We start from the raw sequence: 26,387 nt of genomic DNA on the forward strand, positions 1-26,387 counted from the left end.
GGATAACTTAATTTTTTTAAGTCAGGAGGACGAAATTGACCCAAAAGAAACTCAGAAAAAAATTTTTATCCTTCCGTTTTTTTCGTAACTAAAATCGACTGCGAACCCACCAAATTTTTTCCTTTCTTTTTTTCAAAAACAAAGTCAAGCCGTCCCAGCTGAATACCGGCCCAACCTACCTGGTTGATCAGGATATCGTCGCCTTTTGCGTTCTTCATCACTTCGGGCGCGTCCATAAACGTGTGGGTATGACCGCCGATGATCAGGTCGATGTGCTCGGTGGCCGGTGCCAGCCTGCGGTCGGAGATGCGGTTCTCGCTGTCGTACTTGTATCCGAGGTGCGACAGGCAGATAATCAGGTCGCAGCCTTCGCGCTTCAGCAGGGCGGCCGTTTCGTTGGCCTTCTGCACCGGGTCGAGGTATTTCGTGGCGCCCCACAGGTTGGCGGGGATAAGCCCGTCACCCTCGATGCCCACGCCGAGCACACCGATCTTGAGCCCGCCCTTGCGGAAGATCTTGTAGGGTGCATACATCGTTTCCATCGGCGTGCCGGTGAAGTCGTAGTTGCTCACAATCATGGGGAAGCGCGCGTGCCGCGATAGCTGCGTGGCCAGGTCTTCGAGGCCGGCGTCGAAGTCGTGGTTGCCGATGGTGGTGGCGTCGTAGCCCATCGCGCTCATGGCGCGGATCTCGGGCTCACCTTTATAGATGTTGAAGTAGGGCGTTCCCTGGAAGATGTCGCCGGCGTCAAGCAGCAGCACATGGTCTTCCTGCGCACGGATCCGCTTGATCAGCTCGCTCCGGGAGGCCACGCCGCCGAGTCCCTGGTTCTTGCCGCCGTCCATGGGGAAGGGATCCATGCGGCTGTGCGTATCGTTCGTATGGAGGATGGTGAGGCGCTTGGGTGCGTCGGCCGCTTCAACGGCACGGGCCAGCGGTGCCGCCAGCAGGGCACCGGCAGCAAGGGCGCTTTGTTTCAGAAAGGTTCTTCTATTGGGCATTGACAACGCGGTTTTCTTCGGTGGCAGAAATATTTTTTCCTTCGCTCTTCAGGAAGCGGATGTAGTCGAACAGGGCCTGGCGCTGGAGGTAGCCGTTGCTTTGCTGGGGAATATCCTTCAACATCGCGGCCTGGTCGCCGCCGTTGGCGACGTAGTCGGAGTTCACCATCGTGTACACTTTGGCCGGGTCGAGCGGCGCGCCGTTGATCTTTACATTGGTGGCTTTGCCGTCGCGGATCTCCATCGTAAGGCCGTGCACGGGCCAGCCTTTCTTCCCGGCCGTCAGGTCGAGAAACTGCTGGAGTACGTTGCCGGGAACTTTCTGCAATACGAGCAGGTTGTCGAAGGGCATCAGCTCGAAGATCTTGCCGCGGGTTACCGGGCCGGCGGCGAGTTGCGTGAGGCGGATACCGCCGTAGTTGAGCACGCCGATGTCGGGCTTCACACCGAAGGATTTCTCGGCGCCGTAGAAGAAGGCGTCGACCATGAAGTTGCCGAGGGTGCCTTCGGGCTGTTTTTTATCGAGTGCCTTTTCTGCCGTGCCCACCACTTCGTTCATGCTGCGGTCCACGCTGTCGCGGTAGGGGGCCAGCAATTGCGCCAGGGCCGTATCGCGGGGCAAGGCCGTAGTAATACGGTAATCGTTGTACTCGGTGCGCACCGGTTGCTGCACCGTGTGGCAGGAGACCAGCAGCGCCAGCAGGCCGGCGTAGCCGGTGATGCGCAGGCGACCGGTCAATCCTTTGAGGTCGGGAAGCTGTGTAGCCATAAAATAAAATGTGGAAAAGATCGTTCGGCGGTCAATGTACACAAGTTTTCAACATCTGGGAGCCGGTATTTTCGTACCTGGATTTTTAACAAGGGGCAAACAGGGCAGGCCACTCTTCCGTGGGAAACTTCAGCGGTTTTCCGGACCTTTGCCACAACTTTTTTCAGGATAAAAACCTGACACCTTATGCCCCAGCAGATCCTTCTACGTATCCGTCCCTCCGAGGCGCAGGACGAGGCGCTCGTTCGCCGCGCAGCCGCCGAAGCGCTGGCCGTTCCCGAATCTTCCATCAGCGGCGTGCAGCGCCTCCGGCAGTCGCTTGACGCCCGCGGCCGCCAGGCCTGGCTGCAGATCAAGGCCAATGTATTTCTAAACGAACCCTATCAACCCGAGCCGCCGCTGAGGCTGGAGCTCCCCGACGTAAGCACTGCTTCGAAACAGGTGATCGTGGTGGGTGCGGGTCCCGCGGGCCTCTTCGCCGCCCTCCGACTGATCGAGCTCGGAATCAAACCGATCGTGCTGGAGCGCGGCAAGGACGTGCGGGCGCGCCGCCGCGACCTCGCCGCCATGAATAAAGAAGGCATCGTCAACCCCGAGAGCAATTATTGCTTCGGGGAAGGAGGCGCCGGCACCTACAGCGACGGTAAGCTGTACACCCGCAGCACCAAGCGCGGCGACGTGCAGCGCATCCTCGACCTGCTGGTGCAATACGGCGCCGACGACCGCATCCGCTACGAGGCCCACCCGCACATCGGTACCAACAAGCTCCCCGGCATCATCACGGCAATCCGCGAAGCGATCGTGGCGCAGGGCGGCGAGGTGCTGTTCGACAAGAAACTGACCGACTTTACGATCGAAGGCGGCCGCGTCCGCCGCGTGCGCACGGCCGATGGCGACGAGCTTCCGGCCGATGCTCTCATCCTTGCCACCGGGCACTCCGCCCGCGATATCTTCGAGCTGCTGCCACAGAAAGGCCTGCGCATCGAATTCAAGCCCTTCGCGCTCGGCGTGCGCATCGAGCACCCGCAGTCGGTCATCGACCAGGGACAGTATCATTGCGACATCCGCCCCGAGTGGCTGCCGCCGGCGGCCTACAGCCTCGTGCAACAGGTGAATGGGAAAGGCGTTTTCTCGTTTTGTATGTGCCCTGGTGGTATTATCGCACCCGCAGCCACGGCGCCCGGCGAGATCGTGGTCAACGGCTGGTCGCCCTCGAAGCGCAACAACCCCTACGCCAACAGTGGCATCGTGGTCAACGTGGAGGAGGCCGACATCCAGGCTTATAAGAAGATGGGTGCCCTGGCGGGCGTTGGCTTCCAGAGCGCGGTAGAACGCAAAGCCTTTGAAGCAGGCGGCGGAAAGTTGGTAGCGCCGGCGCAGCGCCTCGTGGATTTCACCAAGGGCATCACCTCCCCTACCCTGCCCGACTGCAGCTACCTGCCCGGCATTCATTCCGTAGATCTACGGAGCGTGCTCCCGGGCTTCGTGCATGCGGCCTTACAACAAGCCTTCAAAGAATTCGGCCGCAAGATCCGCGGTTATTACAGCAACGACGCCGTGGTGGTGGCCACCGAGTCGCGCACCTCCTCGCCCGTACGCATTCCGCGCGACAACGAAACACTGGCCCACCCGCAGGCCTCCAATCTGTATCCTTGTGCGGAAGGAGCCGGCTATGCCGGGGGTATTGTTAGTGCAGCCATGGATGGCGAAAGGGTGGCGACGCAGATTGCGCAGGTGCTGGCTTAACCACCAGTCCTTCATTGCGCAGGCTGAAACGAAGTGAAAGCCTGAAGCAATCAGCCAGTGCTGGGTCCGCAGCCCGATGTGGCAGCGGAGTCAGCCTGTAAGAAATTGCTTCACTGCGTTCGCAATGACGAACGAATGGTATAGCTCGTAATGACGAAAAAGGCGTCCTCCTCAGGAAGACGCCTTTTGGCTTTACTCATTACTGATTACTCATTAATCCCCGGAGCCACCGCCTTCCTGCTTCTCGCGGGCCCGCAGCATCTTGTTCTTCAGCAGGGAATTCGTTTTGTACGAAATGAGCTCCTGCGCCCAGGCGCTGCGCGTTTGCGCGGAGATCGGCTCCTTCATCAGGCCATCGAGGTTGGGCTTTCCGGCATCTACCCAGGCGCTATACCAGAAGTCGGCAACCAGGTGCGCGCTGCGGACCAGCTGCTGGTTGATGGTCGGGCCGAGGCGCTCGGCGTATGCTTTCGCAAAAGCGGTGGAGTAGCTGCGCGATTCGCGGCCGTTGCGCATCTGGTAGCGGTATTTCGTCGAATCCGTAAAGGCTTTCGAGGTTTCCGTTTCCAGCGCGAACATCTGGGGCAGCAGGGCGTTGGCATCGAGCGCAGCCTTCCAGATCGCCTCTTCGGGCTTCTTCAGGTAGGTGGCCTTGTGCTCTTCGTAAAGGTTGTACGAGGACAGCTCGATCTCGGGGATCATGCTCTCCCACAGGCTGTGCATACCCTTCTGGTTGGTCAGCTGGCCGTCGTGGTTCTCGGTGGTGTGCAGGGGCACGTGGGCATCTTCAATATAGTGCGCCAGGTCGGCGGCATAGAACAGGATGCTGTCGCGGTTGCCGCTTTTGAAGGCTTCGGTGAGCTTCGCTTTCTGGTTGATGACCCAGTAGGTCACGTAGCCGTTGCGCAGCAGGCTGTCTTCGCCGTATTTAGCTACGGCTGCATTCCAGTTGTGGGGCATGCCAGCCAGGCCGCCGGGGCCGAAGCGCTCGGCGTCGATGAAGTGTTTGGGACCTTCCGCCTTGTCGCTGTTACGGCGCTGGTCGGGACGCACGGAATAGCGTACGAGGTAGTCGAGGTTTTCGTAAAAGAACGGCTGCAGCTTTTCGGGCAGCTGGTACAGCGCCAGCTGGGTGCTGGTGCGGTGCACCAGGAAGCCCCAGGAAGAGAGGCCAAGAACGAGCGCCGCGAAGAAGAGGTAACGGATGGTCCGCATATCGGTAACTATTTTGGCAAAGTTGCCCCTTTCCCGCCGACCGCCCAAGGAGGGGCGTCGCTTTCGTCCTGCACAAAGCGGCTTTTGTCAAATTTTTAGCGGCTTTCCGGCCAGTACAGCTAGCTTCACTCCACCAAAAAACTTCAACCACGTATGATCCTGGAACTGCGTCACCTGCGAAAGTATTACGCTACGCAGAAGGCTGTCGACGACATCTCCTTCTCGGTGGAGGCCGGCAGCATCTTTGGTTTACTCGGTCCCAACGGCGCCGGCAAGACCACCCTCATCCGCATGATCACCGGCATTTTTCTCCCCGACCAGGGCGAGGTGCTGTTTGAGGGCCGCCCCTTCAATCCCGAGCGCGACATCGCTTCGATCGGCTACATGCCCGAAGAGCGCGGCCTGTATAAGAAAATGAAAGTCGGCGAGCAGGCCGTGTACCTGGCGCGCCTCCGCGGGTTGGGTGCCCGAGAAGCCGAGGAGCGCACCCGCGAATGGTTCGACCGCCTGCAGATGCAAAGCTGGTGGAACAAAAAGGTGGAAGACCTTTCCAAAGGCATGTCGCAGAAATTGCAGTTTGTCACCACCGTAGCGCACCACCCCAAGCTGATCATCCTCGACGAGCCGTTCAGCGGCCTCGACCCGGTGAACAGCAACATCATCAAGGAAGAGATCTATCGCCTCGCCCGCCAGGGCAGCACCATCCTGTTCAGCACCCACCGTATGGAGCAGGTGGAAGAGATCTGCAACGGCATCGTGCTCGTTAACCGCGGTAAGAAGATCCTCGACGGCACCATCAAGGAAGTGAAGCAGCATTACAAGGAAAACCTGTTCCGCATCGGCTTTGATGTGTTGCCTCCCGTGCTCGAGGGACCGGGCTTCGCCGTCATGGGCGCCGTGCCGCACGAGCCCGTCATCACGGTGCGCATCGACGAAGACAGCTCGCCCAACGAAGTGCTGCGCTTCTTTATCGACAAGGGCATTACGGTACGCTCCTTCAACGAGGTGCTTCCCACGCTCAACGACATCTTCATCCGCCTGGTGGAAGGCACCGCTGCTTCCCGCCCTTTTCAAACCGTCACTCCTTAAACAACGGCTGCCATGAGTAAAGTAGGTATCATTATCCGGCGCGAATACATCAGCCGCGTCCGCAAAAAAACATTCATCCTCACGACGCTGCTCACGCCCCTGTTCTTTGTGGCGCTGATTACGATCGTCACCATCATCACCATCAACAGCACCCGCAAGGAATCCGTCGCCGTCATCGACCCTTCGGGCATGCTCCGCGAATCGCTCACCAGCAGCGAAGCCATCAGCTACAACTTCAACGCGCAGGTAGACACGAGCAACTTTGAAAAGGATTTCTCCGCGGTGGTCTTCGCGCCGCATACCGGCATCAACCGCGGCGACGGCTACCAGGTGGTGTCGCAGAAAAGCCTGAGCCGGATCGCACACGACAAACTGGAGCGCGACATTTACCGCGCCGTGGAAAACCACCTCATCAGCCAGCAGCTGCAGGTAGACCCGAAGCGCATTGATTCGCTCAAGGAAGTGGCGAGCAAGACCGTGGTGCAACAGGTAAAGAAAAGCGACCTCGCCAAGAATGCGGAAAGCAACTTCGGGGTCGGCATGGCCGTGGGCTATGTAACGGCCTTCCTCATTTACATCACGCTGTTTATCTACGGCGTCATGGTGATGCGCGGTGTGATGGAAGAAAAGACCAGCAAGGTGGCGGAAGTCATCGTGTCGTCGGTGCGCCCCTTCGAGCTGATGATGGGAAAGATTCTCGGCATCGGCGCCGTGGGCCTCACGCAGTTCCTCATCTGGATCGTGCTCATCGTGGGCATTATGTTCGCCGCCTCTGCCTTCCTGCCGTCGGAGATGCTGCACCATGCCCAGCAGGCTTCGCAGCAGATGCCCGGTGCCATGCAGCAGGGCAACGAAGCCGCCCAGGCCTTTGCCAAAGCGCAGAACGTGCTCGGCAGCGTCAACTGGCCGCTGGTCATCGGCTGCTTCCTCTTTTATTTTATCGGCGGCTACCTGTTCTACGCGGCGCTCTTTGCCGCCGTGGGCAGCACGGTCAACGAAGACCCGGCGGACGCGCAAAGCCTCACCCTGCCGGTCACGATGCCGATCATTGTGGCCATCATCATCATGATCAACTCCATCAACGACCCGAGCAGTACCCTCGCTACCTGGGCCTCGCTCATCCCCTTTACGTCGCCCATCGTGATGATGTCGCGCATTCCCTTCGGCGTGCCCGACACGGTGCCCTACTGGCAGCTCGCCCTGTCGATGCTCCTGCTTGTGGGCGGCTTCCTGGGCACGACCTGGCTGAGCGCGCGGATCTACCGCACCGGCATTTTGCTGTATGGCAAGAAGCCGACATGGAAAGAGATGATGAAGTGGGCCAGGAAATAGGTTTTCATACGTTTTGATAAATCCGAAGGCGTCGCAATTGCGACGCCTTCGGCGTCTTTGTTAACGGAATCAAAATTTGAATGGCGGCGCGCTTAATTACGAAATTCATCGTAACATTGTACGAAACATTTCGTCAACACAAAACCCTTGTTATGAAAAAGACCCCGCGTAACCTCCTGCTGGCCGCGCTCCTGCTGACGGCCTGCGGCGCCGGTGCCCAGCAGCCGCCGGCGCCTCCTGCCGCTCCTGCCAGGCCCGAAGCACCGTCCACCGAACGGAAGATCCGCAACTTCGACGACGTGCAGGCCGAACTCGACCGCGTGCAAAAGCAACTCGACCGCATCGAGCTACGTTCGCTGCCCACACCGCCCCCGCCGCCGGCCATCAACCTTGCCGAAACCGACCGTGCCCTGGCCCGCGCGGAGCGTGAGCTGCGCAGCAACGAAGGGATGAGCCGCATTGACCTTTCCCGCGCCCGCACCGAGATGGCCCACGCCCGCCGCGAAATGGCCCGGGTGCAGGCCGACCTGCCCCGGCATATCGAAGAAGCCCGCCTTGCACAGGTAGACGCCCGCCGCTCCATGGCCGAAGCAGGTCGCAGTATGGAGAAGGCCCGTGCCGAGATGAAGGAATACGAAGCCTTTGAAAATGACCTGGCACAAGCGGGTCTTATCGACAAGAACGACTATAAGATCGAGCACCATGACGGCAAGCTCTTTCTCAACGACAAGGAACAACCAGCCGACGTGTACCAGAAGTTCCGCAGCTTTTTGGACAAGCACAAGAAGTTCACCTGGCGCAAAAGCAAGGACGAGTTCAACATCCGCAACCTCGACTAGGAAACAGGAATGGCCAAGGCCCTTATTCCGGAAACGTCCCGCACTGTGTGCGGGACGTTTCGCGTTACGGCACGTCGCCGATGGACGATTCACGCTTGACGATTCCCGCTTGATGATTCACGAACTTTAGGGCCATGCAACTCTATTACATGGCGCTTGTGCTACCCGAAGCACTCAACCAAGAGATTGTGCTCTTCAAGGAGTGGATGCGCGACCGGTTTGGGTGCCGCGTGGGACTCAGGTCGCCGGCACACATTACGATCCTGCCGCCTTATTGGATGCCGCCTGCACTCGAAGCGGGGCTGCGTTCCGACCTGGAATCGTTTGCGGGCACACTGGCGCCGTTCCCGGTGCGGACAAACGGGTTTTCGTCCTTTAAAAATCGCACCTTGTTCATCGATGTTCTAGTTGACGAGCCGCTCCGGCAGCTGAAGGAAGCCTGCGACGCGTCGTTCACCAACCGTCCACCCTATGGCCTGATACGGGAGCAGCGTCCCTTTCACCCGCACATTACCATCGCCACGCGCGACATCCCGGCGGGCGCCTTCAACGAAGCCTGGGCGCATTTTAGAAACAAGCGTTTCGACGAAGGATGGACGGCGGCAGCGCTGTCGTTGCTCCGGCACAATGGCCGGGTGTGGGAGGTGGTCTTTGCTGCACCATTCCGCGACTTGGATCGTGAATAGAAAAAGGCAGCCAAGGGCTGCCTTTTATATTGCGTTTGCCGAACCACGGTCTTACTGGAAGTCGAAGAAGTGCGCGGGGCCGGGCGTAAAATCGTACGTAGAGTGTTCCTCGAGGGTAACATTGAGCTCGGCGGCTTCGTCTACCCGCTGGATCGTTTTTTCCCTGACCACTTTGCGGTAGCCGGCCTTTTCGAATACGAAGCGGTAAGTACCGGGCTTCAGGTCGTCGAAGGAAAAGGCGCCGGTGGCATCGGTCTGCACCACCTTTTGCTTCTGGTTATTGACGTAAGCGGTTACGGTCACATTGCCCAGGGGGCGGCGCGACTCGTTGTGAAAAACGCCGCCGGCAATGTCGGTCTTGCGGGCACTCTCTTCCCCGGCTCCCGGGGTAGTGTTGTTCGCGCGGGCGGCAACGGCGCCCCCGAGTAAGCCAACCATCAGCAGTAAACGTAGTTTCATGACCGTCGTTTTGGATGAAGAATGCCAGGGTTCAAACGAAACCTCTCGTAAAGTTATCGTATTTGAAGCGGATTTTCCAAAGCTTCTGAAAATTCCTTCCACACGCTTTCCACGATCCGTCCGGCGGGCTCGATGGCCTGCAGCAAGGCGGCCACCTGCCCGATCTCCAACTCCCCTTCCTCGAGGTTGCCTTCGTACATGCCCAGCTTGGCGCGGGCACGGCCGAGCAGCTCCTGCAACTCTTCTTTCGAGGCGCCTCTCGCTTCGGCTGCTTCCACCTGCGCGGCAAAATGATTGCGCAGCAGCCGCACCGGTGTGAGCGCCTTGAGCGACAGACGGGTGTCGCCCTCGGCCGCCGCGATCACGGCCTGCTTGAACGCCTGGTGCGAAGAGGCCTCTTCGGAAGCCACGAAGCGCGAGCCCATCTGCACGCCTTCGGCGCCGAGGGTCATTGCGGCCAGCATCTGCCGGCCCGTGGCAATGCCGCCCGCGGCGATGACCGGGATCTGCACGGCTGCGGCCACCGCGGGGATGAGCACCAGCGTGGTGGTCTCCTCGCGGCCGTTGTGGCCGCCGGCTTCGAAGCCTTCCGCCACCACCGCGTCGCAACCGGCCTCCTCGGCCTTTCGGGCAAACTTGCTGCTGCTGACCACGTGCACCACGGTAATGCCGTGCTGGCGGAAGTGCTGCGTCCAGGTTTTGGGATTACCCGCCGAGGTGAACACGATGGGCACTTTCTCCTCGATAATGATTTCAATATGCCGGCCGAGGTCGGGGTACAGCAGCGGCACGTTGACACCGAAAGGTTTAGCGGTGGCTGCGCGGCACTTGCGGATGTGCTCGCGGAGCACCTCGGGGTACATGCTGCCGGCGCCGATAACGCCGAGGCCGCCGGCCTCGCTCACCGCTGCGGCAAGGCGCCAGCCCGAGGCCCAGATCATGCCGGCCTGTACCAGGGGATACCGGATCCCGAACAGCCGGGTAATGCGGTTTTCGAACATAAGCATCAGCGGAGGCGGTCCATGCTCCGGATCAGTTTTTCATCGCGCACCACGCCGCGGATGGCCAGGAAAAAACACAACGGGACTGCAAAATAAAAGATGCTCGACAAGGCCATCGTTCCCGACACAAAGCCGGTCATCTTTACGAAGTAGAGCGCCAGCAGGCCAAGCGACAACAGCAGGCCGAAGATGCTGAAGCGCAGCTGCAGCTTGCGGTTGCCGTAGAGAAAGATCGTCACGAAGGCCAGGCCGCAGATGATCGCGGTAAGGATCGTGTACAGCAGGGCCGTCTGCGCGTTGAGCTCCATCGGCATCGGCGGCACCACAGGGCCGCTGCCGGGAATCTGGTACGAGCCCGCATAAAAGGGGAAGCGGAAAGTAGTGGCGGTAAAAGCCCCGGCAAGCAGCAGCCAGATGCTTTGAATACGTTGTAGCATGAGGTGTTAGTTTATTGGTCTATTGGTCTATTGGTCTATTGGTAACGTCGTACCTACCTACCTTAAGAACAATAAAACCTTAAGAACCATTTTTAGATTTCCGGGTACAGGGGGAAAGCGCCCATCAGGTCTTTAACATCGCCTGCCGTCTTTTCAATCACGGCGGCGTCGTCGATGTTCATCAGCACCTGGTCGATGAGGCTTACCACCGACTCCATGTGTTCTTCTTTCAGTCCGCGCGTTGTGATGGCCGGTACACCGATACGGATGCCGGAGGTCACGAAGGGACTTTTATCGTCGTAGGGAACGGCGTTCTTGTTGAGCGTGATGTGCGCGCGGTCGAGGGTTTCCTGGGCTTTCTTTCCGGTGATGTACTTGTTGCGCAGGTCGATCAGCATAAGGTGGTTGTCGGTGCCGCCCGAGGTGATGGCGTAGTCGCGTGCCACGAGGGCCTTGGCCATCGCCTGCGCGTTGCGCTGCACCTGGGTGATATACTGTGTGTATTCGTCCGACAGGATCTCACCGAAGGCCACGGCCTTGCCGGCGATGACGTGCTCCAGCGGACCGCCCTGCGAGCCGGGGAACACGGCCATGTCGAGCACGTGCGACATGGCGCGGGTATTGCCTTTGGGGTCTTTCAGACCAAAGGGGTTGTCGAAATCCTTGCCCATGAGGATGATGCCGCCGCGGGGTCCGCGAAGCGTCTTGTGGGTAGTGGAGGTCACGAAGTGGCAGTGCTCAAAGGGCGATGCCAGCAGTCCCTTGGCGATGAGGCCGGCGGGGTGCGCGATGTCGGCGAGCACGAAGGCGCCCACTTCATCGGCTACGGCGCGGATGCGCGCGTAGTCCCAGTCGCGGCTGTAAGCCGAGGCGCCGCAGATGATCAGCTTCGGCTTTTCGCGGCGGGCCACTTCTTCGAGTTGCTCGTAGTTGACGAGGCCGCTCTCTTTGTGCACCCCGTAGAAATGCGGTTCGTACAGCTTGCCGCTGAAGTTCACCGGCGAGCCGTGGGTCAGGTGGCCGCCCATGCTCAGGTCGAGGCCGAGGATCTTATCGCCCGGCTTGAGAATGGCCAGCATCACGGCAGCATTGGCCTGCGCGCCGCTGTGCGGCTGCACGTTGGCGTAACCGGCGCCGAAGACCTGCTTCACGCGGTCGATGGCCAACTGCTCCACTTCGTCTACAAACTCGCAGCCGCCGTAGTAGCGGCGCCCGGGGTAGCCTTCGGCGTACTTGTTGGTCAGCACGGAGCCCATGGCCTGCATGACGGCCGCCGAGGTAAAGTTCTCGGAGGCGATCAGCTCGATGCCCTGGCGCTGGCGGGTCAGTTCTTTGCGGATGATATCAAAAACGGCGACGTCTTGTTGCATAAGGGTTGGGTTGATGGGAATGCGGGCAAAATTAAGCGCCCTTGCCTTCCGGCAGGCACTTTGGGCCGCAAATTCAGCTAATTTTGCCGGTCCGTTCCTAATTTAGCCCGAACGCCCCGGCGTTCGATTCCTGGTGGCTGAAGCGAAAGGCATGTGCAGTTGGACCATCCAAACAAAACCGAATGAAAGCAATTATCCCTGTGGCCGGCGCCGGAACAAAGCTGCGGCCGCATACTTATACACAACCCAAAGCCCTCATCCCGCTGGCGGGTAAGACGGTCCTGAGCATTATCGTGGACCAGCTCCGCAACGCCGGCATCAACGAATTCATCTTCGTGGTCGGCTACCTGGGCGAGAAGATCCAGGACTACGTCCGCTACAATTACCTCAACATCACCGCGCACTTCGTGCAGCAGAACGACCGCCAGGGCATCGGTCACGCGCTGAAGCTTTGCGCCGACATCGTGAAAGACGACGAGCTGCTGGTGGTGCTGGGAGACACCCTTTGCGAATACGACCTCGATGCCGTCATCCGGAGTGAGCATTCGCTCCTCGGTGTAAAGAAGGTCGATGACCCCCGCTCCTTCGGTGTGGCCGAGATCGACCCCGACGGCAACGTCACCCACGTGGTGGAGAAGCCGCAGATCCCGAAGTCGAATATGGCCCTCGTAGGCATCTACAAGATCCGCGAAAGCCGGATGCTCTTCGAGTGCCTCGACAACAACATGGCGCAGGACCTGCGCACCCATGGCGAGTTCGGCATCACCGACGCCATCGACTGCATGATCCGCAAGGGCGCCGGCTTCCGGGCCTTCAAGGTCGATTCCTGGTTCGACGCGGGCAAGCGTGAAACGCTGCTGGAATCCAACGCCACACTGCTGAAGAAATTCGGCGGCTCCATGATGTCGAGCCAGGCCTACGAAAACACCGTCATCATCCAGCCCGTGCGCATCGGCAAAGGCTGCGACATCCGCAACTCCATCATCGGCCCCAACGTCACCATCGGCGACCAGACCACGGTCGACTCCTCCATCATCAAGAATTCCATCATCGGCTCCTACTCCAACCTGTTCGACATCGTGCTCGACTACTCCATCATCGGCTCCGACACCGGCATCCGCGGAGAAACGCGTACGCTCAACATCGGCGACAATACCGATATCGATCTCGGCTAAGAAACAGAAGAACAAGAAATTACGAATGAAGAAGGAAGGTCTGAACAGATCTTCCTTCTTCATTCTGCCCGCTCCCCTACTTCAACATATCTTGTTCCCTGCTTGCCTGTCCAAAACAAAAGCCGCCCCGAAGGGCGGCTTTTGTTTTTAGGGACCTTGCTCCAGTTTACAGCTTGATCACCTGCTTCTGCACGGTTTCCTTCGTGCGCGGGTTCACCAGTTGCAGCACATAGACGCCCGCGGTCATACCCGTGAGGTCGAGTGTGTAGGTGTTGCCCGTGAAAGACACCGGCTTGGTCAGCACCTGGCCGTACTGCGTAATGAGCTGCACGGTAAAGGGGCCTTCGTCGCTGCCTTTGTAGAACACCGTCACGCGGTTCTGTGTCGGGTTCGGACCTACGGTCACCTGGTCGGCCATGCGGGCGTTGCCGCTGCCGCTGCCCGTGCCGCCGGACTGGGTGGTACAGTCATCCACCTGGAAGGTGAACTGGTACGGCGTGCCGGTACACTTGTTGGCCGAGGGGGTCACAATGATGGTAGCGGTGTTGGGTGCCGACGCGTTGGGGTTCTGCGCCAGGAAGGCGGGCAGACCAGCCGTGCCGCGGCCACCGAGACCGATCGTAGTGTTGCTGTTTGTCCAGGCGAAGCTCGTGCCCGCTGTGGCGCTGCTGAAGGTCACCGGCGCCGTGAGTACGCCGCGGCAGTAATCCGCAACGGTCACCGGGGTTACGGCCGGACGCGGGTAGATCGTGTAGCGGAAGGCCACGGCGTTGCCGTTGCAGCTCGATGACCCATTGCCCAGCGGGGTGACGTTGACCTGCGCCGTTACGATACCGGTGGTGTTGTTTACAGCGGTAAAGGCCGGAACAGCACCCGTACCGGTTGCGGCGAGACCCACCGACGGGTTGAGGTTGACCCAAGAGTAGCCGCTTGCGGTACCGGTGGGCTGCACGAGTGTTGTGGCAGCACCGGCGCAAAGGGCCTGGTTGGGGATCGTGTTGACGGTAGCGCGGGGCAGGATCGTGATCGTTGCCGTCGTTGTGCCGCCACAACCACCAACTGCCGAAGGCATGGTGTAGGTCACCGTGTAGGTGCCGGCGGTCGATGCGCCAAGGTTGATCTCACCCGTGCTGGTGCTGTAGAACACCACACCTGCGGGGGCCGAGTACGTACCGCCCGAAGTGCCCGACTGGCGCGGAGTGGCCGGGCCTACGGGGCAATAGGGCGAGTTGGGATACACGAGGCTGACCGATGCTTTGTTCACCGCCACGCTGAAGGACGTCGGCGTACCGGCGCAGCCATTGTTGTACGGCGTTACGGTGAAGGTGCCGCTGATGGTGCCCTGGTTGCTGTTGTTGACGGCCGTGAACGAGGGGATGTTGCCCGCACCCTGGGCCACCATACCGATGGCGGGGTTTGAGTTGGTCCAGCTGTAGGTAGTGCCGGCCAGGTTGCCGCTGAAGTTGACGGCAGCCGTCAGGGCGCCGGCGCAGAGCGACTGGTTGCCTACCGTATTCATGGTCGGTGTCGGTTTCACAGAAATGCGGAAGACCATCTTACGCACCTCGCAACCTTCGACGTCGAGGTTCGGCCATACAGCAATATCAGTGTAGATGGTGCTGTTGCCGTTGTTCGTAGCCGTAAAGGCGGGCAGTGCGGCGCCCGATCCGGACGTCTGCGCGAGGCCAACCGCCGGGTTGGTGGACGTCCAGCTGTAGGTGGTACCTGCCGGGAAGTTGCCCAGGAAGGTAGTGGGTCCAACCGTGGAGCCGGGGCATACCGACTGGCCGGGCAGCGGGTCAGCTACGAGTGCACCGACATACACCGTTGTGGCGATGCTGGTGGGTGTAGCGCAGGAACCGTTGCTGACCGAAGTAATGGTATACGTAGCATTGGCGTTGAGTACCCCCGTGTTGAACTGGAAGGTGCCCGAAGCGTCGAGCGTATGCGTTTGTGCATTGGCGCCGTTGGTGGTCACTGTCACGATACCGTTGGCGGGGCCGTTGGCGATGGTGATGGTGGTGGCGTTACCGGCCGAGCAGAGTATGGAGTTCTGGGCAGAGATCTCGGCCGAGAACGGACCGGTGGCGCTCAGTACGGCCGATCCGGCCATGGTGGCGGAACAACCCGTGCTGGAGGTAGCCACGACGGTATACGTACCGGCAGGCTGCACGCCGAAGCTCAGTGCGGCACCCGTGCCGGAAACCGGCGATCCCTGGTCGGCCCCGCCCTTGCGCAGCTGGTAGCTGGTATTGACTTGCGAGCCCGACAGGCCTACACTGCGGCCGATGCCGTCGCAATAGGTGCCTGCGCCGGTTACCGTGTACTGAACCGGGAAGGCATTCACCGTCAGGGTGATGGTATTGGACGTTGCCGAAGCGCAGCCACCGCCGTTGGTCACCACGGCACGCACGTAACGGGTCTGCGTCAGGGCACCGATCTCGGAGCCGCTAAGCGTAGCCGTCGTGCTGGCGTAGGTCACAACGTTTTGGGTAAAGGCCGCATCGGTAGCGGACTGCCACTGGATAGCACCGGTGGGTCCGCTCAGCGTTACGTCGGCTGGCGTGCCGCCCGTGCAGAAGCTTTGGGCCGAGGACACCGTACCGGCGACAGAAGGCGTGAACACCGTGATGGTCACCGGTGATGCGGCAGCCACGTTGGCGGCGCAGGGAGCACTGCCGCCTTCAGAGCGCAGGTAGTAGCTCGTAGTGGCCGTGGGTGCCACCGTGATTTGTGCGTTGGCGGAGGTCAGCTGGCCGCCGACAGCCTGTGTGAAGGCAGCGTCTTTGTACCACTGCCAGTGGGCGCCATCGCCCAGCGAGCCGCCGGTTTGCGTCAGGATCACGTTTGTGCCGGCGCATTGACTGCCGGTCACTGAGGCGTTGAGCGTAGCCGGCGCCGTCGACGGCGTCAGTACGGTCACGGTTACCGTGTTCGTGGTCGTACAGGCAGAGCCGGGAACCGAAGCGGTAACGGTATAGGTGTAGGCACCAGCAGCCGTCGGAGTCACCGAGACGGTGCTATTGGCGAGATTGGCCGTGCCTGCAGGTGCCGGGATACCGGCATTGGCAGTAGATGTCCAGGCCAAGCTGGCCGTGGTAACCGGGACGGATACGCGTACGTTGTCGATCACCCACCACCAGCCGAAGCTGCTCGTGTAGCTGAATCGGACACGTACGTTGGACTGGTTCAGTGCGGGCGCAGGCAGTGCGATGCTTTCCGTAACAACAGCCTGCGAGCCGGAGGTGGTCGTACCCTGGCTGGCCGAATAGCTCTTCAGGTTCTGCCAGGCACCGCCATTCACCGAGTATTCTACGGCCGCCGCATCACCGCTGTTGAAGCGGTAGGCGTGCTGGAACAGCAGCGTTGCGCTGGCGTAGCCGGCCGTGCTGAACGAGGGCGAAGCGAGCTTCGTATTGGTCACGCTGCCCGAACCACCGCCGTCCGGCTTGGCCATCACGAACTGTGCTCCTTCGATGCTGAAGTTCGAGAAGGTAGCCGCACCGGTCGTACCGGTAAAGGGAGCCGCCTGGGCTGCCCAGTCCACATTCGTGATCGGTATCGAACTACCGTTGACCGAAGCGCTGGTAATGGTCCAAGCAGCCGTTCCCGAGTTGAAGTTTTCGCTGAACAGGTTCGTCGTACCACCGTTGGTGACGGTGGAGGCGGCCGTAAGCTGCAGCGAAGAGCCAAGGCAAAGGTTGGTTGCCGTGGCGGGCGTTACCGTGATCGGACCCGGGTAGCCGGCAAAGGTGAGTGCCGTTGCAGCCGAAGTGGCCGAGCAACCGGTGGCGGCATCGGTCACTTTTACCGAGTAAGAACCGGCAGCGCTGGCCGTATAGGTGGCCGCCGTTGCCGTAGAAATATTCGATGCACCGAGGAGCCACTGGTAAGAAGGCGTAGCGGCGTTCGTGGTGGCCGTCAGCACCTGGCTCGAAGCGCAAACCGCTTGCGTGCCATTGGGGCTCACCGTAGTCACCGGGAGGGCATTGACCGTCACCGTTACGGACTTCGTTGCGGTTGTGCCGCAATTGTCAGTAGCCGTAACTGTGTAGGTTGTCGTTGTTGCGGGAGTAACGCTGATGGAGGCGCCGGTGCCGGCGGGGTTACCGTTACCGTCGGTCCAGGTGAACGTATACGGGGCGCCACCTCCGTCGGCCGTAGCCGCCAGGGTGCTGCTGCCGCCGGCGCAGATGGTCGGGGTGCCGGCCGTTGCTGTTGCGATCAGCGCAGAACCCACATTCACGCTCACCGTGGCGGTGCTGGCACAACCCGTGCCCGCGTTCGTGGCGGTCGCCGTAAACACCTGCACACCCGGGGTGGCCGGTGCCGTAGCCGTTACCGAGGCGCCGCTGAGGCCGCCGGGGTTCCAGGCCCAGTTACGATTAGCCGTCTGGCTGGTGCCGATCTGCGCGCCGAACGTCGTTACCGGGCGGTTAGATAAAGTAGAACCTCCCGACGCCGTGGTGCAGGCGTTTGCGGCGGTGAGGTACACGGCACGGACGCCGGTCGTCGTGGCCAGTGAGACCGTCGAAGACGTACTAGCTACGCCGTCGTGGCAGATCTGTACGATCACGTTGGACGTACCATCCCAGAGGAAGGGCGTCGTAAAGGTGTGCGTGTTGATGCCGGCGACAGCGGAATACGTAGCAGGAGGAAGCACTGTGGTCAGTGTGCTTGTGTTGAAGGTCGACGTCAGGGCGGTGGCGCTGGTGGCACCCATCCTGATGGTGAAGTTGGGCATCGCACCGGTACCTACCGACGTAACGTTGAAGGCAATCGAGGCAATGTTTCCTGCGGAAACGCCGGCTGCCGTCAGGTCTGCCGCTGTGTACAGGTATTGCGTTTTCATATCCGCACCTGCACCCGAGCGGTAGGGGCTGCCGGTAGTGCTGGTGGAGCCTTGCGTACCGACAACGGTAGTTCCCGCACCGACTTCAATGCTCGTAGCGGCGAGAGTCACCGCGCCGCCCGGGCATACATTGAGCGGGCTGGCGGTGATCGTGCTGATGGTGGGGTTCGGGTTTACCGTTACGGCAACCGTCGCAACGGCCACGCAGTTCGTTCCGGCATCGGTAGCCGTCACCGTATAGGTGTAGCTGCCTGCAACCGTCGGTACCACGGCAGCCGGGTTGCCGGCCACCGAACCTGAAGGAATACCCGAGCCGGCAGCAGGGCTGGCCGTCCAGGCGAAGGTGTAGTTATTGGTAGCACCAGTTTGAACGGCCGACAGCGAGAGGCTGCCGTTGGCGCATACAGGGCCGTTAGCGGATGCCGTGACGGCATCGGGCGTGATCACCGTTACGGTCACCGGCGTGCGGGGGCCATCGCAACCAGTGGTCGCATTGCGCTCGGCAACATAGAACGTCGTCGTCGCACCTACCGCCGTGCCGTAGGTCGTGGATGTGCTCGTTTGCAGGGCAGTACCACCCGAAGCCTGGTCGTACCAGACGAACACGGGGCTGCTCAGACCGCTGGTGGAGCTGACGGAGGCCAGCGGCACCTGCACACCGCAATGGATGGAGTTGGAAGCCGTCGGCGCCGTGGGAAGCGGGTTCACCGTGACGTTTGCCGTTGCCGTAACCGAGCAACCGGTGGCCGGGATGGTAGCGGTAACCGTGTAGGGTTGCGTCAGCGGCGTGGTGCCGGGGTTATCGGCAATGGCCGTTGTGCTGGCGCCGCTCAGGTTGCCGGGAGCCCAGCTCCAGTTGTACTGGCCATTGAGGCTCGCATTGACCGTACCGCCGAAGATCACCTTGGGACGCTCGGACCAGTAGTCGTAATCGTAGTCGAAGGCACCGGTGTTGAACGACGAGGTCGCATTGAAGATTGTATTGGCCGAAACTTCATCGGCAACGATCGCCGACGAAGAAACGAACGACGTGAGGTCGGTACGCACGGCGCTGGAAATGCCGCCGGTGTTCACGTTGCTGAACGAAACGCTCACCACGATGTTCGAGGTGCCGTTCCAGTTGAAGGGCGTTGTGAACGTATACGTGTTGATACCCGCCGTGATCGCCTGGGCCGAATTGGTATAAACCGTGGTCAGTCCCGTGGTGATCGGCGCATCGATCGGCGCTGTGTTGGCCGTCGTGTGTCCCATCGCAATACGGAAGCCGTTGAGCGGCGTGGTACCCACCGTCGTTACGTCAAACGCAAGGCTGGTGATGTTGCCGGCGCGCAGACCGGCGGCCTGCAGTTCGGCGGGTTTGAAGATGTATTGCGTTTTAGAAGCTCCGTAGTCGTGGTTGTACGGCGAAATGCCCATGGAAGACGAGGTGTTGGCGCCCGCGCCCTGCGTAGCCGTTCCAGGTCCGTTGCCGGAGGAAAGAGCGCTGAGCGCTATGGTGGCGCCGGAGCAGACAACCGAAGGCGTGGCAGAAACAACCGGCATTACCGGGAGGGGGTTAATCGTTACGGTAACCGCCGAATTCGTAACGCAGCCGGCCGAAGCATCGGTTGCAGTCACGGTGTAGGTGTAGGTGCCGGCGGCGGTGGGTGTAACCGAAGCCGTAGCGCCCGAGGCGCTGCCCGGGATACCCGAACCCGTGGCGGGAGCAGCGGTCCAGGCATAAGCGTAGGTATTACCCGAGCCGGTCTGTGCCACCGACAGGCTGAGCGGGTTGCCGAGGCAGACCGGTCCGTTGGAAGAAGCCGTCACCGCGTCGGGCGCGTTGACCGTAACCGTCACCGCTGTGCGGTTGCTCTCGCAACCTGCTGCCGACACTTCCGAAACGTAGAAGGTCGTCGTCTGGCTGATGGCGGTCTGGTAAGTAGTCTGCGTACCGGTTTGCAGCGCAGTGCCACCTTCGGCGAGGCTGTACCACTTGAAGGTGGGCGTAGCAACGCCGGTGGTCGAAGCCACTGAAGCCGTCGGAACCGCCAGGCCACACTGTATGGAGCTGGTGGCCGTCGGGGCAGCCGGGGTCGGGTTGACCGAAACGTTGACGGTGGATGTATTCGAGCAGCCCGTCAGGGGACTGGTTACCGACACCGTATAGACCTGCGTCACCGGGCTGCCGCTGTTGTTGGCCGGTGCTGTTGCTGATACGGAAGCACCGCTGAGGCCGCCGGGGTTCCAGGTCCAGGTGAGGTTGGGGGTGGCGTCACCGTTGATCGACTGGCCGGTGAAGATCATGTCGGGCAGGTTGGTCACACCCGAAGCGGTGCTGGTGCCGGTGCCGCCGCAAATATTTGCATTGTCATTATAGGTACCGTAAACGGCGTTGTACGATTTGGAGGTCGCCGAAACCGTCGATGACGACGTATACACGGTACCGCCCGTGCCGGCGGGATCCAGGGCGAAGCAAATGTCGATCACGATGTTGGAGGTGCCGTCCCAGTTGAAGGGGGTAGCAAACGGGATCGTCTTGTTGCCGCTGGTAGTCACGGCGGGGTACACGGCGGGGCCGTACACGGTGGTAAAGGTCGGCGTGAGGTAGCCGCTGAGCGCGGTGGCGCTGGTGGCAGCCATCTTCACGGTATAATCGGTGAAGGGGTTGGTGCTGACACCACTTGTCACTTTGAAAGCAACGCTGCTGATGTTACCCGCGCGCAGGCCCGCGGCCGTAAGGTCGGAAGCGCGAACGAGGTATTGCGTATGCACGGCCTCCCAGCCCTGGCTGAACGGAGAGATACCGGCGGTGGAAGTAGAGGTGCTGGCGTTGCCCAATGTAGCCGTACCCGCGCCGAGGCCGATGCTCGTAGCGTTCAGGCTGATGGTCGTTCCGGGACAGGCCGTGGTCGGCGTAGCCGTGATGGTGCTGATCGGGGGCGGAGCCGTGATCGTTACCGTCGCAGTAGCCGTCGTGGTGCAGCTGCCGTCCACCGCCGTAACGGTATACGTATACGTACCGGCGGCAGTAGGCGTTACCGAGGCAGGGTTGCCGCTTACAGAGCCGCTCGGGATGCCCGATCCGGCAGCCGGCGAAGCTGTCCAGGTGTAGCTGTAGTTTTGCGTGCTTCCCTGCTGGCTGGCCGAAAGGGAAATCGGGGTGCCGGGGCAAACGTTGTTTCCATTGCTGGCGGCCGTCACCGCGTCGGGAGCAGCCACCGTTACGGTCACTGCCGTGCGGCTGCCTTCGCAACCCGTTGTGCTGTTGAGTTCGGAAACGTAGAAGGTCGTATTGGCACTGACGGCAGAAGCATACGTCGTAGAAGTGCTGCTTTGCAGCGGGCTGCCGCCGGTCTCGGCTGCGTACCAACGAAAGGTCGGGTTGCCCTGGCCGCTGGTGGAGGCTACCGATGCCGTGGGCACCTGCGTACCGCATTGCGTGGAATTGGAAGCCGACGGCGCCGAAGGCGTTTGGTTGACATTCACCGTCACACCCGCTGCCGATACCGCCGTGGAGCAACCGTTTACGTCGTTGCCCAACACAAAGTAGGTCGTGATGTTATTGGGATTCACCGTAAAAGAGTTGCCCGTAGTAGTGCTGCCATCGCTCCAGGTATACGAACTGATACCGGTTACGGCAGCGCCGCCACCCACATTGGGGCTGGAGATGTTCAGCATGTATTCTTCGAACTCACCGTACGACACCGATTGCGTCGGGCTGGTCACCAGCGACGTCTCGGTAACGATAAGGCGCATGCGCGTCAGGCCGTTTCTGGCCGAAGCGGGAACGGTGAACGTGCCGGTTTCTGTATGCGCGCCCGAAATCAGCGCGGCCGAGGAGTATACCTGTTCCCCGGCGTCGTTGTAGTCGCCATCGCGGTTGTAGTCAATATAAATGGCCATGGCATGGTTGAATGCCGAGGTCCCGTTTTGTACGGAGGTCAGCGAGAAGCTGTAGTTCTCACCCGCGGTAAGCGCATAGGGTCCGAAGGCGGTATAGTTGGCAAAGCCGCCGGCCGTGCCGGTAGCGGTGCCGATCGTACCCACCAGCGAGTTGCGGGCCGAGGTATTGTTCAGGATCTCGGTAGCGCCCTTCGTGATCGTGACGTTGCCGAGGTCTTCATCCGTTGTGGCATTCGACACGGACGGTGTCGAATAAGTGGCGGTAGACAGCGGACGGCTGGCGGAAGCGGTCAGGGTTACCGGGCTGCCGCTGCAGACCGTGGCCAGCGAAGCACTGATTGCCATATCGATGCCGGTCAGGATGTTGTCCTGGAACGACGCACCGGTTTGTGTCGCCGTCAGTCCGTTGACGTCCGTAGCGGTTACGCTCCAGGTAACAACAGCATTCGAGGGTGTTACGGCGGGGATCGTTCCGGTCCACGTCGTGCCAGCGGAATTGGTCAGGCTGATCGTACCTGCGGCCGTACCGTTCACCGAGTAGGCGAGCGACACCGTGCTGATCGAAACCGCTGAAGTAACCGTTACCGATACGTTGTGCGCCACGCTGCCCGAGCAGCGGTCGCCGGCTGCGGCTGTTGCCGTGGGCGTACCCACGGTCGGCGGTGCCAGCGTTCCCATCAGGTAATAACCGGGAAGGCTGCTGACGGCCGGAGCGATCGAGGTCAGCGACGAAGCAGTGAGTGTCGCCTGGCCGCCGCCTACAATATTATAGGTGCCGGTTTGCGTAGCGCTGCTGCCGATACCGTTGTTCGAGCCGCGGGTATCATTGAGCCTCACCAGCGAGCCGGTAAAGTTGCCGGCACCCGAAAGGATACCAACCTGCCAGTAGCGGTTCGTGGCGAGGGTGCTGAAGGCCGCACCTGCTGTGCCGCCGGCACTGGCATCAAACACTTCGGCCTGCACCACAACGGTACCACCGCTGTTGGTCGTCGGCGTAACGAGTTCAAAAGGATTATAGCTGCCCTTACCGACAGGGAACGTAAAGGTGCCGGTGCTGTTGCTCGCGGGGAGCGTGCGGGCAAGCGGTCCGTTTACGTAGGAAGTCGTGGAGCCGCCGGTTACACTGGCTGCCGTCGTACCCGAAATGGTCAGCAGGTTCGAGGCGTCGGTGTTCACCTTGCCCGCGGTCAGCGTCAGCGTGCCGATCGAAAGCGGGCCGCCGGCGATGGTAAGGTTGTTCGTGTTGTTGATCGTAGCCGCCGTGATCGAGCGGGAGGGCGGAATCTCCAGGCCGGTCGTGCGCGGCGTTCCTTCCTGCGAATACAGGATCGTGTACGTACCCGTACCCAGGTTGAACGTCGGCGCTACGTCGAAGGAGCCGCCGGTGTTGGCAAACGCAGCCGCACCGATCTGAACGACGACGGATGCTGCGGCGCCGGTACCAAGTGTCAGTTTGTTGCTGTTGGTGATTTGTCCCTGGAACAGGTTCACCCGCAGGGTCGTGATGACGTTGCTGTGCGTGATCGTAAGGCCCGTATTCTGGTTGCTCAGCGCTGCGAGTCCGGCTGTAAACGTGCCGGAGCCGGCCAGCGTCTGGGTAGACGAGGAGGGCGAGAAGAAGGAAAGCACACTGCCTGCCGTAGTCCCGGTAACCGTACCGTTGTTGGTGAAGGTGCTGCTGCGTTCCTGCAACTGGACGCCGTTGAGGTTCAACGTGGTTCCGGCGCTGATCGTCACGTCGCCATAGGCATTCGTGGCGCCCGCGAGGGTCAGGTTCTTATTGCCGTTCGTGGTGTTGGTTACGGTGGCCGGGATGGAACCGATCGTGCGGAAAGTAAAGTTGGTGGCCGTCGCGCTGGTACCGATGTTGAGGGTGCCGCCGGTAATAGCGGTCGTGGTTGGGACCACGTTCCAGTCGTATTGCGTTGTGGCTGCTGTCGAGGCCTGCACGAGATTCACAATGCCACCACTCATCGTGAAGGTCGATCCGGTGAAGTTCATCGAGCCACTCGAGTTGGTACTTTGACCCGAGGTACTGAGGTTTACAGTGCCACCGGTAATGGTCATGTTGCCGCTGGTGAGGGCCAGGCGGCCAGCGCTGTTGAAGGTACCGCCGTCAATCGTAAAATTGGAAGTGGACGAAGCGCCGGTCATCGAGTTACCGGAGGCCGTACCCACCGTAAACGTACCGGCAGAAACGCGCAGGGCGCCGGTTAGTGTGGGGGAGCCGTTGAGGCCCGTGACCGTGGCGTTGGCGTTGTTCATCCAAAAGCCGCCGGTGCTGGGAATTGTATAGGCCGTCGCATTGAACACGGGGCCGCTGTAGGCATTCGTGCCGCCAAGGATAAACTGGCCATTGGAAATAGACAGGAATCCGTTCGCATTCGAGCCTTGCACCGTAAGCGTGCCACCGGGCGCGAAGGTCAATGTCGTGGCGGTAGACGTACCCTTGTTCAGGGTGACACCGGTTGATTGCCGCAGGTTGGTAATAGAAGACGTACCATTGGTCCAGGTTGCGTTTGCCGCACCCGAGAAGGTGATTTGCGCGCCGGCCGTATTGCCATTGGTGCTGAAGTCGATCGTACCATTGTTCGTCAGGTTGCCGGCAATGTTCAGCGCATGCGTCGTCATCGTGCCGGAGGCGGCCGATTTCAAGCTGGCCCCGGTGTTAACTGTTACATTACCGGAAACGGTCAGGGTCTGCGCAGCAGTGGCGTTGTACACCAGATTGCCCGAAGTGCCGCCGCCAACGGTAAGGTTGCCGACAGAAGGGTTTCCTGCGGAAGCATCGATAGTCACCGTGGCGCCGTCGGCAATGGTGACGTTATCACCGGCCGAGGGAACAACGCCGCCCACCCAGGTAGCGGTGGAACTCCAGTTACCACCGGTGGCGGTAGAGCTGATGTTGCCGGGCGCTGCTGAGACGAGGCTGATCTCGTCGAGCGCCGCAGGCGGGTTCGCAATGGTGGTCACGTCCGATTGCCATACGAAAATTAGCCGCCCGGTCTGCCCCGCGAGGTTGGTAAAGAAGGTCATGGTCGTAGTGTTCCAGCTGGTAGAATTCAGCTTGTACATACCACTCACAGCGCCGTTACCGGATTGCTGGTAGGAACTGCTCACAGAGCTATTGGAGGTTGTCGGTGTTACAGTCGTTGGTGCAAAGTACACCTTCATGTTATCCCAATCGCTGGTGGTCGTGCCTTCACCTCCAGCTTTCCATCTGAAAGAAAGCGTCAGCTTGGTTTCCCCGGCGGGTATTGAAATATCTCTGTAAATAGAAACTGATTTACTTAATTCCGAATAGGTCCAACCGGTACCGCCATTCGCACTTACATAGGCGGCGCGGCTGCCGGCACTGGTGCCCGGGGAAACAATATTCCCGGTCACCCAGCCATCGGTGGTGGAATTAACAGCCGTCCAGCCGTTGGCGGCCAGCGTTGCTCCCGTCTCAAATCCGCCGTCACCAGCCGGAGCGATCAGGGTGGTTTGCGCCTGCACCACCCCTCCTACTGCAAAGGCAGCCAGGAAGGCAAGCAAACGTCGCCCGAAGCGGGCTTTGCGGTTTTGGGAGGACCCGGACATAGCCGGGCAGGGGGCAGCCGCGTGCGCGACCGCCGGAGCAGTGTGCTGACTCATAAAGCAGTTTTGTTTTGTTTGGCTCTACAGGAAAATGGATCTACTCGGTTGGTCGGTCTGGTCTCTTCTCAAAAAGAATGGGAATGGGAAATTAGGACATTTTTAATACGTTTTTAATAACAGACTAAGAGGATTTCCTAACCAAATGTGGAAAACTGCCCTTTTTTCGGCGAAACCGGCCGATTGCCGGACGAAGCCGCGATAGATTCCTGCAGAAATTCCCGGTCAGGGGCACACGAAAAAGCCCCCCGACCTTTTCGTCGGGGGGCTTTTGTATGCGGTTCCGGTAGTTCGGTTAGAAGCTATGCTGCAGGGTCACCTCCAGCGACTGGCGGTTGAGGCCGGCCTGCTTGCTCTGGTTGGTGGTCACATCATAAGTGATCGCCCCTTTGGTGCGGCCGTAGCTCAGCCCCAGGTAGGGAATCACCGTCCGCGTGTCGCGGCCCAGCACCCCTACGTCCAGCGTCGTCTCGGTTGCCGACAGGTGGATGTTCTTGGAAAACACCAGTCCGCCCTGCAGGTAGTTCTGCTCGCCCAGGTTGACGTACTGCGCCTGCACGGTCAGCTTGTCGCCGCCCTTGAGCTTGGCAAACACCTGGCCGTGGGCCGTGTAGGTCATCGGCAGGCGGTAGTCGCCGTCCCAGAACGATTCCCTGGCCCGGTTGACGTGGCGCAGGGCCCCGCCGACGGAGGCGCCCCAGCGGGCCACCTCGTGGGAGAGCTGCAGGCCTACGTTGAGGTCCAGGTGGTGGTCGGTGCCGCCGCGGGCGGCATCGCGCGAGGGCAGGGTCGAAAAGCCGCCCGAGGTGAACTGGTCTTCGAAGGTGAGCTTCGAAGTGTTCAGCGTGCGGGAGGTGTAGGCCGCCTGGGCCCCCACCCCGAGGCGGGTGGCGCC

At 60.7% G+C, this 26,387-nt stretch carries 15 protein-coding genes; 6 read left to right on the forward strand and 9 right to left on the reverse strand.

The window, feature by feature from the left end:
• Positions 1–65: 65 nt before the first annotated feature.
• Complete coding sequence (locus E0486_RS14910) at positions 66–1,001, reverse strand: bifunctional metallophosphatase/5'-nucleotidase (protein ID WP_131853191.1); 936 nt, start codon at positions 999–1,001, stop codon at positions 66–68.
• Positions 991–1,770: a 5'-nucleotidase C-terminal domain-containing protein gene (locus tag E0486_RS14915; protein ID WP_131853193.1), complete on the reverse strand. Its 780-nt coding sequence runs from the start codon at positions 1,768–1,770 to the stop codon at positions 991–993. Before E0486_RS14915 ends, E0486_RS14910 begins: the two co-directional genes overlap by 11 nt.
• Before the next feature lie 186 nt (positions 1,771–1,956).
• Here E0486_RS14915 and E0486_RS14920 point away from each other — a divergent pair, with 186 nt between their 5' ends.
• Positions 1,957–3,516: an NAD(P)/FAD-dependent oxidoreductase gene (locus E0486_RS14920; protein ID WP_131853195.1), complete on the forward strand. Its 1,560-nt coding sequence runs from the start codon at positions 1,957–1,959 to the stop codon at positions 3,514–3,516.
• Positions 3,517–3,729: 213 nt separating this feature from the next.
• On the opposite strand, the gene E0486_RS14925 is transcribed toward E0486_RS14920, so the two are convergent.
• On the reverse strand, positions 3,730–4,731 hold the full coding sequence (locus tag E0486_RS14925; protein WP_131853197.1) for a zinc dependent phospholipase C family protein: 1,002 nt from the start codon (positions 4,729–4,731) through the stop codon (positions 3,730–3,732).
• Positions 4,732–4,884: 153 nt separating this feature from the next.
• Between E0486_RS14925 and E0486_RS14930 the strand changes: the two genes are divergently transcribed.
• The 4 genes from E0486_RS14930 (at position 4,885) to E0486_RS14945 (ending at position 8,677) form a co-directional block, all read left to right on the forward strand.
• Positions 4,885–5,820 (forward strand): ABC transporter ATP-binding protein, encoded by a 936-nt coding sequence (locus tag E0486_RS14930; protein WP_131853199.1) that lies wholly within the window; start codon positions 4,885–4,887, stop codon positions 5,818–5,820.
• A gap of 12 nt (positions 5,821–5,832) precedes the next feature.
• Entirely contained in the window at positions 5,833–7,152 is a 1,320-nt protein-coding gene (locus E0486_RS14935) for an ABC transporter permease (protein ID WP_131853201.1), read from the forward strand.
• Between the two features lie 152 nt (positions 7,153–7,304).
• On the forward strand, positions 7,305–7,991 hold the full coding sequence (locus tag E0486_RS14940; RefSeq protein ID WP_131853203.1) for a hypothetical protein: 687 nt from the start codon (positions 7,305–7,307) through the stop codon (positions 7,989–7,991).
• A 134-nt stretch (positions 7,992–8,125) separates the two neighbouring features.
• On the forward strand, positions 8,126–8,677 hold the full coding sequence (locus E0486_RS14945; protein ID WP_131853205.1) for a 2'-5' RNA ligase family protein: 552 nt from the start codon (positions 8,126–8,128) through the stop codon (positions 8,675–8,677).
• Between the two features lie 51 nt (positions 8,678–8,728).
• Here the strand turns inward: E0486_RS14945 and E0486_RS14950 are convergent, their stop codons facing one another.
• The 4 genes from E0486_RS14950 to E0486_RS14965 all read right to left on the reverse strand — a co-directional run bounded on the left by E0486_RS14950 (position 8,729) and on the right by E0486_RS14965 (position 11,944).
• On the reverse strand, positions 8,729–9,136 hold the full coding sequence (locus E0486_RS14950) for a carboxypeptidase-like regulatory domain-containing protein (RefSeq protein WP_131853207.1): 408 nt from the start codon (positions 9,134–9,136) through the stop codon (positions 8,729–8,731).
• 53 nt (positions 9,137–9,189) lie between these two features.
• A complete protein-coding gene (locus E0486_RS14955; protein ID WP_243697455.1) occupies positions 9,190–10,143 on the reverse strand; it encodes an NAD(P)H-dependent flavin oxidoreductase in 954 nt (317 codons plus the stop codon).
• Entirely contained in the window at positions 10,143–10,574 is a 432-nt protein-coding gene (locus E0486_RS14960) for a DUF4293 domain-containing protein (protein WP_131853209.1), read from the reverse strand. Before E0486_RS14960 ends, E0486_RS14955 begins: the two co-directional genes overlap by 1 nt.
• A gap of 92 nt (positions 10,575–10,666) precedes the next feature.
• Entirely contained in the window at positions 10,667–11,944 is a 1,278-nt protein-coding gene (locus E0486_RS14965; RefSeq protein ID WP_131853211.1) for a serine hydroxymethyltransferase, read from the reverse strand.
• 182 nt (positions 11,945–12,126) lie between these two features.
• On the opposite strand from E0486_RS14965, the gene E0486_RS14970 reads away from it, so the two are divergent.
• Complete coding sequence (locus tag E0486_RS14970; protein ID WP_131853213.1) at positions 12,127–13,119, forward strand: sugar phosphate nucleotidyltransferase; 993 nt, start codon at positions 12,127–12,129, stop codon at positions 13,117–13,119.
• Positions 13,120–13,285: 166 nt separating this feature from the next.
• On the opposite strand, the gene E0486_RS14975 is transcribed toward E0486_RS14970, so the two are convergent.
• Both E0486_RS14975 and E0486_RS14980 read right to left on the reverse strand, forming a co-directional pair.
• On the reverse strand, positions 13,286–25,492 hold the full coding sequence (locus E0486_RS14975) for an Ig-like domain-containing protein (protein ID WP_131853215.1): 12,207 nt from the start codon (positions 25,490–25,492) through the stop codon (positions 13,286–13,288).
• A gap of 295 nt (positions 25,493–25,787) precedes the next feature.
• Positions 25,788–26,387: type IX secretion system membrane protein PorP/SprF (locus E0486_RS14980; RefSeq protein ID WP_131853217.1), on the reverse strand; the 600-nt coding region annotated here is incomplete at its 5' end.

The organism is Flaviaesturariibacter aridisoli (assembly GCF_004343705.1).
Classification (GTDB): Bacteria; Bacteroidota; Bacteroidia; order Chitinophagales; family Chitinophagaceae; genus Flavisolibacter; species Flavisolibacter aridisoli.